12 protein-coding genes are annotated in these 14,254 nt (G+C 65.3%); 6 read left to right on the plus strand and 6 right to left on the minus strand.

Translation table 11 applies throughout. The features are described from left to right. Window positions 1-36 precede the first annotated feature (36 nt). Together PP1Y_RS23165 and PP1Y_RS23170 are read right to left on the minus strand one after the other, a co-directional pair. Window positions 37-2,361 (minus strand): 3-hydroxyacyl-CoA dehydrogenase/enoyl-CoA hydratase family protein, encoded by a 2,325-nt coding sequence (locus PP1Y_RS23165; RefSeq protein WP_013834352.1) that lies wholly within the window; start codon window positions 2,359-2,361, stop codon window positions 37-39. Next, on the minus strand, window positions 2,358-3,494 hold the full coding sequence (locus PP1Y_RS23170; RefSeq protein WP_013834353.1) for a thiolase family protein: 1,137 nt from the start codon (window positions 3,492-3,494) through the stop codon (window positions 2,358-2,360). The genes PP1Y_RS23165 and PP1Y_RS23170 overlap by 4 nt, the downstream gene beginning before the upstream one ends. A gap of 191 nt (window positions 3,495-3,685) precedes the next feature. On the opposite strand from PP1Y_RS23170, the gene PP1Y_RS23175 reads away from it, so the two are divergent. From PP1Y_RS23175 to PP1Y_RS23200, 6 genes are read left to right on the plus strand one after another with little or no spacing between them, the layout of a single operon-like run. Further along, on the plus strand, window positions 3,686-4,123 hold the full coding sequence (locus PP1Y_RS23175; protein WP_013834354.1) for a DUF2147 domain-containing protein: 438 nt from the start codon (window positions 3,686-3,688) through the stop codon (window positions 4,121-4,123). Between the two features lie 53 nt (window positions 4,124-4,176). Next, complete coding sequence (locus tag PP1Y_RS23180; RefSeq protein ID WP_086000022.1) at window positions 4,177-5,475, plus strand: OmpP1/FadL family transporter; 1,299 nt, start codon at window positions 4,177-4,179, stop codon at window positions 5,473-5,475. Then, window positions 5,475-7,181, plus strand: coding sequence for a long-chain fatty acid--CoA ligase (locus tag PP1Y_RS23185; protein ID WP_013834356.1), 1,707 nt, complete (start codon window positions 5,475-5,477; stop codon window positions 7,179-7,181). The genes PP1Y_RS23180 and PP1Y_RS23185 overlap by 1 nt, the downstream gene beginning before the upstream one ends. Then, window positions 7,178-7,630, plus strand: a complete 453-nt coding sequence (locus PP1Y_RS23190; RefSeq protein ID WP_051010100.1) for a MerR family DNA-binding transcriptional regulator — start codon at window positions 7,178-7,180, stop codon at window positions 7,628-7,630. The genes PP1Y_RS23185 and PP1Y_RS23190 overlap by 4 nt, the downstream gene beginning before the upstream one ends. Continuing rightward, window positions 7,623-8,501, plus strand: a complete 879-nt coding sequence (locus tag PP1Y_RS23195; RefSeq protein ID WP_013834358.1) for an acyl-CoA thioesterase II — start codon at window positions 7,623-7,625, stop codon at window positions 8,499-8,501. Before PP1Y_RS23190 ends, PP1Y_RS23195 begins: the two co-directional genes overlap by 8 nt. Window positions 8,502-8,532: 31 nt before the next feature. Further along, a complete protein-coding gene (locus PP1Y_RS23200; RefSeq protein WP_086000023.1) occupies window positions 8,533-9,501 on the plus strand; it encodes a formylglycine-generating enzyme family protein in 969 nt (322 codons plus the stop codon). Between the two features lie 4 nt (window positions 9,502-9,505). On the opposite strand, the gene PP1Y_RS23205 is transcribed toward PP1Y_RS23200, so the two are convergent. From PP1Y_RS23205 to PP1Y_RS23220, 4 genes are all read right to left on the minus strand, one after another. Next, complete coding sequence (locus tag PP1Y_RS23205) at window positions 9,506-10,912, minus strand: PepSY domain-containing protein (RefSeq protein WP_013834360.1); 1,407 nt, start codon at window positions 10,910-10,912, stop codon at window positions 9,506-9,508. After that, window positions 10,909-13,206 (minus strand): TonB-dependent receptor, encoded by a 2,298-nt coding sequence (locus PP1Y_RS23210; RefSeq protein ID WP_041559127.1) that lies wholly within the window; start codon window positions 13,204-13,206, stop codon window positions 10,909-10,911. The genes PP1Y_RS23205 and PP1Y_RS23210 overlap by 4 nt, the downstream gene beginning before the upstream one ends. A 114-nt stretch (window positions 13,207-13,320) precedes the next feature. Further along, on the minus strand, window positions 13,321-13,722 hold the full coding sequence (locus PP1Y_RS23215) for a hypothetical protein (RefSeq protein WP_041559128.1): 402 nt from the start codon (window positions 13,720-13,722) through the stop codon (window positions 13,321-13,323). 59 nt (window positions 13,723-13,781) lie between these two features. Next, entirely contained in the window at window positions 13,782-14,234 is a 453-nt protein-coding gene (locus tag PP1Y_RS23220; protein WP_051010101.1) for a MerC domain-containing protein, read from the minus strand. Window positions 14,235-14,254 lie beyond the last annotated feature (20 nt).

The following is a 14,254-nucleotide window of genomic DNA, read 5'->3' on the forward strand; positions in this document are numbered from 1 at the left end:
CTCGCAGGCGCGACTGCGCGCGCCCTTGTCATCGCATCAGTTGCGCAGCGGCTTTCCGGTTTCAAGCATATGTTCGACCCGCGCAATCGAGCGCGGTTCGCGAACCAGCCGCATGAAGGTCTCGCGCTCAAGCTTGAGCAGTTCCTGCTCGCTCACCGTATCGACGAGGTCGGCCTCTCCTCCGGTCAGCACGGTGGCCAGGGCATCGGAAACGACCATGTCGTAATCGGTCGCCATTCCGCGCTTGTGGAAGCCTTGCGCCGCCATGTTGAGCGCGACGTGCCCGCCCTCGCCCGGCAACCTGAACTCGGGCGCTTCGGGGGGCGCGTAGCCTTCCACCAGCGAAAGCGCCTTCTGCTTGGCATCGTGAAGCAGGCGGTCGCGGTTCATGGTGATGCCGTCATGCGGGCGCAGGAACAGCATTTCCTTCGCCTGCGCCGCAGACTTGGAAACAGTCGCGGTCGAGACCGTCTCGAACACCTTGGCGACGGCGGGCATCGGCCCCTTGGGCATCATGGGCGCCTTGCGCGCGCGGTCGATCATCTCGCCATTGCCACCCCAGCCGGGGATCAGGCCGACGCCGCATTCGACGAGGCCGGTGTAGAGTTCGGCATGGGCCTGGATCGCATCGCAGTGCAGCAGGATCTCGCACCCGCCGCCCACGGCCAGACCGGCAGGTGCTCCCACCACCGGGAAGGGCGCGTACTTGAGGCCCTTGTAGGCCATCTGCCCGCCGGCCACGAGCTTCTCGACCTCACCATAGGCGGCGATATTGATCGCGAAGAGGGCAAGCCCGAGGTTGGCGCCAGCCGAGAAGCTGTCGGCGTCGTTATAGACGACGAGCGCCTTGAACCTGGCGGAAACGAGCGGGATCGCCTCGACGATCAGCTTCATCACGTCGCCGTCGAGCGCATTCATCTTGCCGGTGAATTCGAGGCAGGCCACTCCGTCGCCGACATCCCACAGGGCTGCCGAGCCGTTCTTGAGCAGCGGCCCGGAGGCGAGCTTGACGTCTGCCAGACGCAGCACGCCTTCGGGGCGCACGACATCGTGATACTCGCCGTCAAGGCCAAGGAACTGGCGCTTGCCGTCCTCGATGCGATAGAAGGTGCGCTCTCCTGCCAGCCTGAGGATCTCGGGAACGGGCTTGCCTTCAGCCTCGAGCCTTTCGGCAAGATACTGCGCGCCCAGCGTGTCGATCATTTCGAACGGCCCGGACTTCCAGTTGTAGCCCAGCTTCATGGCGTCATCGACGGCCACGACATCGGCGGCGGCAGACGGCACCAAGGCGGCGGCATAAGCCAGCGTCCCGCCCAGGATCGCCCAGGCATATTCGCCCACCACGCCCCTGGTTTCGACCAGCGCCCGCAGGTCCCCCTTGGCTGCGCGACCCGAAGGGCCGCGGGCGCTGGTCTTCTCGCGGTATTCACCGGTCGCAAGGTCAAGAGCCTCCTTGCGGCGACCCATGTCCCTATTGAGGCGGTAGAAACCGCCCTTGCCCTTGCGGCCGGTGAATCCCTCGGAAATCAACTTCTCGATAAGCGGATGGCTGCGCGCGATCTCCTGATAGGGATCGTCCTTGGGCAGCGTGGAAGTCAGGCTCGCCTGCAAGTGCGGCATCAGGTCGATGCCCACGAGATCGACCAGACCGAAAATGCCGGTCTTGGGCACGCCCATCGGCTTGCCGGCGATCGCGTCGGCCTGCTCGACGGTGAGCCCCATGTCGAAAGCGGCATTGAGGCCGAGCTGGATCCAGTACGTGCCGATGCGATTGGCGATGAAGCCCGGCGTGTCCTTGGCATGGACCACCGTCTTGCCCATCGCGACATCGGCGAAGCGCTCCACCTTGTCCGCCACGGCCCCATCGGTCGCGGGACCGGTAACGATTTCCAGCAGGCGCATGTAGCGCGGCGGATTGAAGAAGTGGGTGATCAGGAAATCGCGCTTGAAGCCGTCCGAACGCCCTTCGACGAGATGGGCAAGCGGGATGGTCGACGTGTTCGACGAGACCGCCGTACCCTCGCGCTTGACCGCTTCCAGCTTGGCATAGAGGCCCTGCTTGATGTCGAGCCGCTCGATCACCGCCTCGATCACCCAGTCGCATTCGGCGACCTTGTCGAGATGGTCCTCGATGTTGCCGGTCTCGACCAGCTTGGCCGCAGCCTTCGACATGAAGGGCGCAGGCTCGGTCTTGAGCATGCGCGCCACCGCGCCTTCGGCGATGGCGTTGCGATTCTCGCCGTCCTTGGGGACGATGTCGAGCAGGACGACCGGCACACCGGCATTGGCGACCTGGGCGGCGATTCCGGCACCCATGGTACCGGCGCCGATGACGCAGACTTTCCGGATGGTATCGTTCATTGCGCCGACTCCAGGATCGTGGCGATGCCCTGCCCGCCGCCGATGCACTGCGTGGCCAGCGCATACTTGCCGCCTTCGCGCTTCAGCAGCGCCGCGGCCTTGCCGACGATGCGCGCGCCGGTTGCGCCGAGCGGGTGCCCGATGGCGATGGCGCCGCCGTCGATGTTGGTCCTCGCGGCATCGAGGCCGAGGTCGGTCATGCAGGCGATCGCCTGCGAGGCGAAGGCCTCGTTAAGCTCGACCACGTCGAGGTCGCCCGCCGTGATGCCTGCGCGCTCCATCGCCTTCCTGCTGGAGAGGATCGGTCCGAGCCCCATCGTTTCGGGCGCGCAACCGGAGATCGCCACCGACTTGATACGGGCGAGAATCGGCAGATCGTGCTTGCGGGCATAGTCCTCGGTGCAGACCAGCACCGCGCTGGCGCCGTCAGTCAGCGGAGAGGATGTGCCGGCGGTGACCGAACCCCTGGCATCGAAGGCAGGCTTGAGCCCGGCAAGGTCCTCGGCCGTGGTACCCGGACGGATCGTGCCGTCCTCGCTCACAGTGCCGCCCTTGGTCGTGATCGGCACGATCTCGTCGGCGAACTTGCCGGCCTCGCGCGCCGCGGCCGCCCGCTTCTGGCTTTCGACGGCCAGGGCTTCCTGCGCATCGCGGCCGATCTGGTACTTCGCGGCGACGTTCTCAGCCGTTTCGCCCATCGATATGTAGGCGGCGCTCTTTTCGGCAAGGGCGCGGTTGGGCATGGGGTTGAAGCCCATCATCGGCACCCGGCTCATCGATTCTACGCCTGCGCAGATGAAGACTTCACCCGCGCCCACGGCAATCTGGCCCATGGCGATGTGGATCGCGCTCATCGACGAACCGCAGAAGCGGTTCACCGTCATCCCGCCCACCGAGATCGGCAGGTCGGCCAGCAGGCCGATCAGGCGGGCCACGTTGAGGCCCTGTTCGCCTTCGGGGAAGGCGCAGCCGACAATCAGGTCCTCGACGTCGGACGGTTCGACCCCGGTCTTGTCGATCAACCCGCGAATCACCTGCGCGGCAAGGTCGTCAGGCCGGACCCGGGCAAGCGCGCCCTTGTTGGCCAGGTGAAACGGGGAACGGGCGAAACCCGCAATCACGACGCTTTGCATGCATTCTCTCCATGGCGGACGGGCCTCAAGAATCCGGACCGTTCGAAACATCTTCCCTTAAGGTGCGATTCTTTCCCTATACGTCAAGCAAATTTTCGGTTATCTCGAGTCCATACCCGGCCCCAGATCGAAGACGTCTGCCAGCAAGCGGCGCGAAACCGGGCTTCGGGAGAGAGATGGAAAGGTCGCACATGAGAATCACGAAACATGCGGCAGTGGCATTTGTTGCCGCCATTGCTGCAGTTCCGGTCACGGCATCCGCCGCATCGCCGGACTCGGTACTGGGAATGTGGCGCACACCGTCGAAGCACGGCGTCGTCGAGATCGCGCGCTGCGGAACCTCGATCTGCGGGACGCTCCTCGAATCCGACAACATCCGGCGCAATCCGGAGATGCGGGACGAGAACAACAAGGACGAGGCCAAGCGCAACCGCCGCCTCAAGGGCCTGCAGATCCTGGGCGGCTTCGATCGCGACGCGGCCAAGTGGACCGGCGGCACGATCTACAACCCGGAAGACGGCGGCACCTACAAGGCCACGATCACACCGGCCGGTGCAGACACCCTCAAGCTCAAGGGCTGCATCGTCTGGCCCTTGTGCAAGACCCAGACCTGGACGCGGATCAACTGATGCGTCCGGGCGTTACCAGACAATACAAGAAATTGAATTCGGGAGAGTTTCGAATGAAGATGACGTCCGGCCGCGTATTCCTTTCCAGCGCGGTATCCTTCGTTGCCATGGCCGTCGCAGGATCGGCCCACGCCCAGGCATTCTACCTCCAGGAACAGTCCGTACGCGGCCAGGGCCGAGCCTTTTCCGGTGAGGCCGCCGACACCGGCGTCGATTCGCTGTGGTGGAACCCGGCCTCGATCGCCGGCATGGAAGGCGGTGAAGCTGCGGTTCATGCCAGCGCCATCCTTCCGCGCGGCAAGGTTTCCGACAATGGCACCGTGATCGTCCGACCGGCCTCGGCCCCCGCCTCCGTCGGCGGCGACCCGGTCGAGAAGAACCCGATCGACAACGGCGTGCTGCCTTCCGGCGCGATCGCCTACGGCTTCGGCAAGGTCGCGGTGGGCCTCGCCGTCAGCGCTCCCTACAACTTCACCACCAATTACGCAGAGGACAGCTGGGCCCGCTACACCGCGGACAAGACCAAGCTGCGCACCTTCGACATCCAGCCGACGCTGGCCGTTGCCGTGACGCCCGAGCTGTACCTTGGCGCCGCGCTCAACATCGAGCACGCCGATGCCACCCTGGGCAATTACCTGCCGAACCTATCCGCCCTGCTGCCCGACGGGCACCAGACCCTGTCCGGCAAGGGCTGGGACATGGGCTGGTCGGTCGGCGCCCAGTATCACACCGGTCCGTTGTCGCTTGGCGTCTCCTACAAGTCGAGCATCAAGCATAAGCTCAAGGGCACGGTCCTGACCGAAGGCCTGCTTGGCCCGCTTGCCGGCCAAAACGGCGAGATCGCCACGCGCGCCACTTTCAGCACGCCGTGGCAGGCAATCGGCAGCATCCGCTACAATGCGACCGACCGGCTGACGCTGAACGCGCAGGTCGTACGGTATGGCTGGAGCAAGTTCGACACCATCGATCTCGGCGCGCCGATCAACGCCTCGATCCCCGAGGACTACAAGAACAGCTGGAGCTATGCGGCGGGCATCGACTACCTGGTCAATCCCGAGTGGACCGTGCGCGCCGGCGTCCAGTACGGCGGAACCCCAACGCGCGACGGCGAACGTGACGCCCGCGTGCCGGACAGCAACCGCTGGAACTTCTCGGCCGGTACCAGCTACGCTGTCAGCAAGGCCATCACCGTCGATGCTGCCGCTTCGTACATCTCGTTCAAGGATGCCGCGATCGACCGCACGACCGCCGCTTATGCAGGAACCGCGGCACAGACGCCGATCCTGGTGAACGGCACGCTCACAGACGCATCCGCGCTCGTCTTTTCCCTCGGCGCGCGGGTGAAGTTCTGATGAGCGCCGCGGAGACGATCGGCGGGACCCCCTTGGGGGACAAGGCTCGCCCGGCACAACCCTCCTCCTCCCAGCTGCCGGAAGAGATGCCGCCGATCGCTCCGCGGTTGCTTACCGACCTGCTCGACCACGCGGTCGCGCATCATGGTGAGTGGCCCGCCATAGATTTCATGGGCCGCAAGTGGACTTACGCCGAAGTCGGCGAGCTGGCGCGCAAGGCCGCGCGCGGGCTCCAGGACCTTGGCGTCAAGCCGGGTACGCGGGTCGGGCTGTGCCTGCCCAACACGCCCTATTACGTGATCTGCTACTTCGCGATCCTGCGCATCGGCGCGGTCGTGGTGAACTTCAATCCGCTCTACACCGAGCGCGAGATGGAGCACCTCGTCGAGGATTCGGGTGCCAGCGTGCTGATCGCCTCTGACCTGGCCCTGTCGCTGCCCAAGATCGCGCCGCTGGTCGGCAAGGGCAGCCTGTCACGGGTGATCGTGTGCCCCTTCGCCGACGCCCTGCCAACTTTCAAGCGCCGCGCCTTCCAGTTGCTCAAGCGCAAGGACATCGCGCATGAGCCGCACGACCTGCGCTTCGTGCGCTTTGCCGACCTGATCGCGCGCGATGCCGACCCCGATCCGGTCAAGCGCGATCCCGGCGACCTGGCCGTGCTGCAATATACCGGCGGCACCACCGGCGTGCCCAAGGGCGCAATGCTCAGCCACGCCAATCTCGCCGCCAACAGCGCCCAGATGATCGCCCACGTCGGCCACATGCCCGACGAACAGGAGCGCACGCTGGGCGTCCTGCCGCTGTTCCACGTCTTCGCACTGACGACGGTGCTGAACTACTCGGTCGATACCGCGGCAGAGATGATCCTCCTGCCGCGCTTCGAGATGAAGTCCTTCCTCGCCACCGCGCGGCGCACCAGGCCGACGCAGTTCTTCGGGGTGCCCACGCTCTACACCGCGCTAAACCACGTGAAGCTGCACGGCGAGTTCGACAGCGTGCGCGTATGCATCTCGGGCGGCGCGCCGCTTCCGCTCGAAGTGCGCCAGCGTTTCGAGGAGCACACCGGGGTCAAGGTCGTCGAAGGCTACGGCCTCTCCGAAGCTTCCCCGATCATCGCCTGCAATCCGCTGGAAGGCGTCATCAAGGAAAACTCCTGCGGCCCGGCCTTCCCGGGCACCGCGCTGGAGATCCGCGATCCCGACAATCTCCACAAGGTGCTCGCCACCGGGGAGAAGGGCGAAGTCTGCGCGCGCGGCCCCCAAGTGATGAAGGGGTACTGGAACCGGCCCGAAGAATCGGAAAAGACGTTCATTTACGGCGCCCTGCGGACAGGAGACATTGGCTATCTCGACGCAGACGGCTATCTGTTCCTCGTCGACAGGATCAAGGACCTGATCCTGTGTGGGGGTTACAACGTCTATCCGCGCGTGATCGAGGATGCCATCTACGAGCATCCGATGGTCGCGGAAGCGATCGTCATCGGCATTCCCGATGCCTATCGCGGGCAGGCCCCCAAGGCTTTCGTCGCATTGCACAAGGGGGATATCTTGAGCGAGGAAGAATTGCTGGAATTTCTGAAGCCGCGGCTGAACAAGATCGAGATGCCCTCGGCCATCGAATTCCGGGAATCGCTGCCCAAGACCCTCGTCGGCAAGCTTTCCAAGAAGGAACTGGTGGCCGAAGAAGACGCGAAGCGCGCACCATGAGCGAAAGCGGGGCAAGCGAAAAGGCGGACGTGCAGCTGCCCGACATGCTGGGCATCCACGAGGCGGCAGAGCATCTCGACGTCACCATGCGCACCTTGCGCTTCTACGAGGACAAGGGCCTGATCGCGCCCCAGCGCGTGGGCACCACGCGGATCTACGGCAAGCGCGAGATCGGGCGCATGCAGCTGATCCTGCGCGGCAAGCGGCTGGGCTTCAGCATCCGCGAGATCAAGGAATTTCTCGATCTCTACGACGTCGACCCCGAACATGTCGAACAGGTCCGCAACCTTCTCGGCAAGGTGAGCGACCGGATCGCGGAACTGCGCCGCCAGAAGCGGGCGATCGAACAGACCCTGACCGAACTGCGCCTGATCGAACAGCAGTCGAAAGACTGGCTCGATGGGGCGAAAGGCACGGCCCAGCCGAAATCGCAAGGTAACAATGACTGATCCGAGGACCTTCGCCGTTGAGGAGCTGCGCAAACTGCTGCTCGTCGAGGAAATCGACACGGACCTGTTCCGCGGCGCAGCGGCGCCGGACAGCCCCGGACGCGTATTCGGCGGTCAGGTGATCGCGCAGGCCCTGGCTGCGGCGGCGAAAGAACTGCGCGAAGACCATCACGCGCATTCGCTCCACGCGTACTTCATGCGTCCCGGCGATATGTTGCGACCGATCATCTACCGTGTCCTGCGCGACTTCGATGGCGGCACTTTCGCCAATCGCCGTGTCGTCGCCATGCAGGGCGGCAACCCGATCCTCAACCTCGCAGCCTCGTTCCAGCGCCCTGAGGACGGCTTCTCGCATGCCGCGCCGATGCCAGAGGTCTATGCCCCCGAGCAGTGCCCGGACATGCAGGACGTGCTGCGCAAGAAGGGGGCGCCCCTGCCCAAGCACCTGCAGGATCGCCTGGCTGCATTCGAAATCAGACCCGGTCCGCCCAGTTCCAATGTCGTCGACGGCGTCGGCGTGCCTTCGCAATACCTTTGGTTCCGCCTTGCCGGACCGATCGGCGGAGACCCCGCGGTGCATCGCATTGTCACGGCCTACGCAAGCGACTTCGCGCTGCTGACGACGGCGGTCCTGCCGCACGATATCAAGTTCTTCTCGCCGCAGTTGCAGGCCGCCAGCCTCGATCACGCAGTATGGTTCCACCGAACGCCGCCGGTGGATGACTGGCTGCTCTATTACATGGACAGCCCGTGGTCCGGGCACGCCCGGGGCTTCGCCCGCGGAACCATCTACGACCGCGCCGGTACCATGGTCGCCAGCGTCGCCCAGGAAGGCCTCTGCCGCCGCCGCGAACCTCCGGGCGAGACTTGATTACTGTGTGCATCTCTCTAGTCACGAGGCCATGCAGAAGACCAGCAGCCCGGTAGAAGACATTGTCGCAGGGATGATCCACGTTCCCGGCGGAACTTTCACGATGGGATCGGAAAACTTCTATCCCGAGGAAATGCCGCTTCGGCGGGTGAAGGTCGATCCGTTCTGGATCGACGAAACCCCCGTGACCAATCGCGAATTCGCCCGCTTCGTCGAAGCAACCGGCTACGTCACCGTGGCCGAGATCGCTCCCGACCCGAAGGACTATCCCGGCATGTTGCCGGGAATGGACAAGGCGGGATCGCTGGTCTTTCACAAGACCGCCACACCGGTCGACACCAGTAACCCGGCCAACTGGTGGTCGTTCGTCTTCGGAGCCGACTGGTGCCACCCGCTCGGCCCGGACAGCAATCTCGACGAACTCTGGGATCACCCGGTGGTCCATATCGCCTATGCCGATGCAGAGGCCTATGCGAAGTGGGCCGGCAAGGCACTGCCGACCGAGGCCGAATTCGAGTTCGCCGCGCGTGGCGGCCTTGAGGGCAAGGACTACGCCTGGGGCGACGAACTGGCCCCGGACGGCGCGATGATGGCGAATTACTGGCAGGGCCTGTTTCCCTTCGCCAACCAGTGCCTCGATGGATGGGAAAGAACTTCGCCGGTCAGGACCTTCCCGGCCAACGGCTACGGCCTCTACGACATGATCGGCAACACCTGGGAATGGACCGCCGACTGGTGGTCGGAACGCCCGCAGACCGTCGCCAAGAAGAAGCCCAGCGCCTGCTGCGTGATGGAAAATCCGCGCGGAGCGAAGCTCAAGGACAGCTACGATCCGGTCCAGCCGGGTGTCAGGATTGGCCGCAAGGTGCTCAAGGGCGGATCGCACTTGTGCGCCGCCAACTACTGCCAGCGCTACCGCCCCGCCGCGCGCCACCCCGAAATGATCGACAGCGCCACGACGCATATCGGATTTCGCTGCGTGGTGCGCGACAGGGCCTGACCTCTCAGCGTCCCGCCTGAGCACTCACCCCGGCTCGCCAGCCCATCCATCGCGCCAGCGAGGGCGTCAGGCGCTTGAGCGTCCATTCCGCCGCGACAGCCAGGGCCAATGAGGCGCCGAACAGCGGCATCGCCAGCGCCAGCAGCACGACCAGGCCGACCAGCGCCCAGCTGTGCCGGACCGGCGCCAGCCATGAAGGCGCACCCAGCATATCGGCAGGCCGACGGCGCCACCAAAGCACCACGCTGGAAACAGACAGGGTCACCAGACCCAGCAGCACGGCCAGGTTCAGTAACTGGTTGGCCAGCCCCCAGAAGGCTCCTTCGTGGATCGCCACGCCGTAGCCGACGGTCCGATCGATCCAGTGCCGGTCGGAAAAGCGCTCTATACCGATCAGGGCGCCATTGCCTGCGATCTCGGCGCTGTCGCGCTGCGGGCGGTCCGCTGCCTGGCTGCGCACCATCCAGGCCGCACCGGGCGCGGTGGGCGGACTGACCTCGACAGGCGCAGCGAAGCGCAGCGTTACCGCTCGCCCGACGACGGCGTCCAGCGCAGCCGGAGCCGGAGCTGCCGTCACGGCCCCGCCCATCGCCATGCCATGATGCCCCGCATGTTCGGACATCGTCGCGCGCATGGCGGCATCGGCGCCTGCGCGCTCACGCGCGTCGGCCACCGATCCCGCCGACCAGTCCTGGCTGCCTGCCGCCGTTCCGGTCACCGACCGGACCTGGCGCAAGTAATCTCCCCAGGCATTGGCCCAGGGCAGGCCCGAGGCGATCAGGAACACAGCGCCCAGCGAGATCCACAAGCCGGTCACGGCATGAAGGTCACGCCAGAACACGCTGCTGCCCTTGCGCAGCCGAGGCAAAAGCACCCCGGCGAGCCTCCCCCCGGTCTGCCGCGGCCACCACAGGAACAGTCCGGTCAGGAGCATGATCACGGTCCAGCAGGCCGCCGTCTCGACCAGCGCTGAGCCACGGTTCCCTGCCAGCAGTTCGCCGTGAAGGCGGAAGACGATACGCATCAGCCGGTCCTGCTCCGCCACCTTGTAGAGCACCTCTCCGGTCTGCGGATGGACCCAGACCCGCGTTTCCCGAGCGCCCTTGCCGACAAGCACCTGCACCGCATCGCCTGCGGCCTCGGGCAACACGAACTTGTGCAAGACCGAACCCGGCACCGCCGCAACCGCCTTTGCGGCTAACGCCCCAGCGGTAAGCTGGGGCGCGTCGCCGTGCACGACATCGCGGTAGGGCGCATAGAGCGCGGCCTCGATCTGCGGCTTGAACAGGTAGATGCCGCCGGTCACCGAAAGCCAGACGACGAAGGGTACGCAGAACAGACCGGCATAGAAATGCCAGCGCCACACGGCGCGATACCAGCGCTCGCTGCGCCTTTGCTGTGGCCCGCTCATAGCGTCCAACCCGCCTCGATCAGGAAGCTGCGCTGCGGATAGGGGTGGTAAACCCAGGCGCGGTCATTGGTGATGTTGTCCACGCCCGCACTGACCCGGAGCCGTTCGATCACGTTCCAGTTAATTCTGGCATCCAGCGCGAAAAGCTCGGACGTATAGCCATAGGTATCGCCGCGCTGCTCCCCCAGCAGATCGGTGTTGGGCCTGCTGGCATAGCGCATGCCGACCGACACCATCACCGGCCCTGTCACCCGGTACCGCAGGTTCGCATTGATCCGCCAGCGCGGGATGCGCGGAAACTGCACGCCCTCCGCCGCCGGGGCGGCATCGTTGCGCACCGTAATCGAATCGATAAACGCCGCGTTGGCATCGATGTCGAGCCCCGGCACGATCACGTCGCGCGCTTCCGCGATCGCCTCGAAGCCGTATTGGCGCGTCACGTCGATGTTCTTGTAGCTGGAGGTGGTGACACCGTTCTGGTTGAAGCCGGTGAAGGAGAAGATGGTGTCCTCCACCCGCTGCCAGAACGCCGAACCGGTCAATTTCACCGAACCGAAATCGTGCGCCAGAACCAGATTCGCATCGCTCGACCGCTCCGGCTTCAGGCCGGGATCGAAGCTGTCCTCGTTGAAGCTGCCATCGCCATTGAGGCTGCCCTGGAACAGCTCCCCGACAGTGGGAAAACGCGTGGCCCTGGCCAGGCTCAATTGCAGCGTCGTTAGGGAATCGATTGCCCATTCGAACGCAGCCTTGGGCTGGAAGCCGTCGGCGTGGCGGCTATCATAGCGCCCCGTCACCTGCTGGCCCGCCAATGCATCGCTGCCCAGCCGGGTCAATCCGCCATCGAAGGCGCGCCAGTCCTCGTAGCGGGCGCCCAGCGTCAGCGTCACCGCCTCGAGCGGAACGCGCAGTTCGGCCCAGCCCGCCAGCACGCGCGTCTTGCCGAAGGTCCGGCTCGAGAAATCCTTGCCCTCGTCACGGCGCCAACTGTCCAGCGCATAGTTGGTGGCATCGGTCCGGTAGAGATTGGCGCTGCTTCCGGCAGCCAGCTCGAACCCGGCAAGGCGGGCATTGAAGGAAAGATCGCCAGTCCACCAGTAAGTCGGCCCCTGACGGGCGAGCGTGCCCGGGCCATTGGCCTCTCCAGCCGCATAGCTGCCGGAGGTAAAGCCGTCCGAACGCAGGATCTGATAGCTGGAGACATTCGCCTGCACCGTCACCCGGTCCGAAAGCGGCGCTGCAAGCTTGAGACCCGCCAGCAGTTCATCGCGTATGGAGCGCGACCACTTGGCTCCGCTGGCATCGTAGGTTTTCCCGCCAAGCGAAACGAGACCTTCGCAGACCACATTGCCTGCAGCATCGCGCAAGTAGCAGTCGGGCGCAGTCTGGCTGTCGAGGTTGTGCCAGTAGGCCAGCAGGAATTCGCCGGTCACGCCCGAAGCGCCATCGTAACCGAGGCGCAGCTTCGCCTGGTCCTGGGTGATTGCCGCCGGGCTCTGCGCAGCAAAGATGGGCTTGGCAGGCGAACCCGGCGCATAAGCCTGCCCCTGCCGTGGATCGATGACGGCGCCGGCCACAGCGGTGGCAGGCATGGTGCTGTCCGATTCCGCAAGGCCGTAGAACATCTGCGGATGGCCGTCGTTGCGGAAATGGCGGCCGGACACGCGCAGCGACCATGGTCCGTCCTCCTGCCGAAAGCCGAAACCGGCCTCTGCGGAATAGCCCCGATATGTGTCGCGGGTGCCGAACTGGTCGTAGTGCTGGGCCAGTCCCTGCACCGTGGCGAAGGCTTCCGTCTTCTGCGGGGAGCGGGTCGTGATATTGACGAGCCCGCCCATCGAATTGCCCGCATAGCGCGCCGAGTAAGGGCCATAGACGATGTCGAACTGCGCAACCTCGCCCGGACCGACAATCCCCCACTTGGGCGCAAAGCCGAAGGAATTGCCAAGGAAGTTGGAGACCGTGAAGCCATCGACCATCACCAGCGTTCGTGCGCTCTGGGTCGAATGGGTGCCCCGGAAGCCCGGCACGCCGTTGGAATCCCCGGCATAGCGTTTGCGCACGAAGAAATCGGGCGCGTATTTCATCAGGTCCTCGACGTTCTGGGCATTGATGCCGGCGAACTGCTCCTCACCAAGGCTGACCGAAAGGCCGCGCGGTTCGATGGAGATTGCGGATTCGTGCTGGCCGACAACGAGAATGGTAATCGCGTCTGCCGCCGCTTCATCGGCGTGGGCGGCAAGGGGAAGCAGGGCAAGCGGCGCCGCGCCGAGCGCGAGCATGGTCTTTGTCATGAAAGGTATCACCTGGACGGCACGCGTGCAGGCGCACTTCGGGCGCCCATGCGTGCAGATGTCATGTCGGTACCGCAGCCGTTCGCAGGGAACCGGCGCGGCGCGAATCATGGATCAGGCGAAGGAAGGTGGCCCCTGGCTGGGCGGACGGATCTGCGCATCGATCGGGCGCAGGTCGAGCGGACGGCGCAGGATCGCGGCGACGAAGACGAAGAACAGCGCGGCCAGCACCAGCATCGGCGGCGCCGATCCCAGTGCCGCGGCCCCCAGCGGGGCGAAAGCGCAAGGGTGGTCGACAGACTTCGGCGCGTCGTCCTGCGGGCCCTTGCCCGGAATGTGGATCTGCACGGTCGTTCCGGCAGGCGCGCTACCCGAACACAGCGCGACCACGAGGTCGCTTCCGACAGGTGCGGGCATGTAGCCCACCGGCACGAAAACCTTCAGGCAAAGCGCCGCCGCCAGAAGCAGCGCCGCGATCCCCGGCCGCTGCCGGAAGAAGTGCCTGAAATTGCCCACGAGCGTGCCCCTAGCGGCAGCCCCGCCAGGTGTCACGAGTGAAAACCGCCTGCCTCGGTTTACCTGTCATGTGTGAGCGCTGAGCGCGCTTCTTGCCTCTGCCGCCAGGAGATGCCGCAAGCGCGCAACCGCCAGTTCATCGTATGCCCCGCGATCAGCAGCAGGCTACCGGTCACAGTCAGGCTTGCCTCGCCGACATGCCCCATGCCCGGCATCAGCGCGAGGGCAAGGCTCACCACTCCCGCAAGCCCAAGCAGAACCGGCCGTCGAGCGCCATGACGGCGATAGCCCAGCCAGAAGGCCGCCAGCGCCGCCGGAGCGACCATCCCCATGGCGACGAAGTGAAACGTCGGCGACTGCACGAAGAGCCCAAGCGCGCCGGGGAGCAACAGCAGCAGGAGCGGCAGCGCCAGGCAATGCACCAGGCAAAGGAGCGAGGCAGAGACCGCAGCGCCTTCGACGATATCGGTCCTGCGCTTACCGGCCGCACGAGTTCGAAATTGTACAGACATGATATGTAACGAGATTCCCA

The sequence above is a fragment of the Novosphingobium sp. PP1Y genome (assembly GCF_000253255.1).
In the GTDB taxonomy this organism is placed as follows: domain Bacteria; phylum Pseudomonadota; class Alphaproteobacteria; order Sphingomonadales; family Sphingomonadaceae; genus Novosphingobium.

Coding starts and splice junctions, on each gene's coding strand:
- PP1Y_RS23185 (WP_013834356.1), top strand. CDS start 5,475: ATGAGCGCCGCGGAGACGATCGGCGGGACCCCCTTGGGGGACAAGGCT.
- PP1Y_RS23220 (WP_051010101.1), bottom strand. CDS start 14,234: ATGTCTGTACAATTTCGAACTCGTGCGGCCGGTAAGCGCAGGACCGAT.
- PP1Y_RS23200 (WP_086000023.1), top strand. CDS start 8,533: ATGCAGAAGACCAGCAGCCCGGTAGAAGACATTGTCGCAGGGATGATC.
- PP1Y_RS23180 (WP_086000022.1), top strand. CDS start 4,177: ATGAAGATGACGTCCGGCCGCGTATTCCTTTCCAGCGCGGTATCCTTC.
- PP1Y_RS23190 (WP_051010100.1), top strand. CDS start 7,178: ATGAGCGAAAGCGGGGCAAGCGAAAAGGCGGACGTGCAGCTGCCCGAC.
- PP1Y_RS23170 (WP_013834353.1), bottom strand. CDS start 3,494: ATGCAAAGCGTCGTGATTGCGGGTTTCGCCCGTTCCCCGTTTCACCTG.
- PP1Y_RS23195 (WP_013834358.1), top strand. CDS start 7,623: ATGACTGATCCGAGGACCTTCGCCGTTGAGGAGCTGCGCAAACTGCTG.
- PP1Y_RS23175 (WP_013834354.1), top strand. CDS start 3,686: ATGAGAATCACGAAACATGCGGCAGTGGCATTTGTTGCCGCCATTGCT.
- PP1Y_RS23165 (WP_013834352.1), bottom strand. CDS start 2,361: ATGAACGATACCATCCGGAAAGTCTGCGTCATCGGCGCCGGTACCATG.
- PP1Y_RS23205 (WP_013834360.1), bottom strand. CDS start 10,912: ATGAGCGGGCCACAGCAAAGGCGCAGCGAGCGCTGGTATCGCGCCGTG.
- PP1Y_RS23210 (WP_041559127.1), bottom strand. CDS start 13,206: ATGACAAAGACCATGCTCGCGCTCGGCGCGGCGCCGCTTGCCCTGCTT.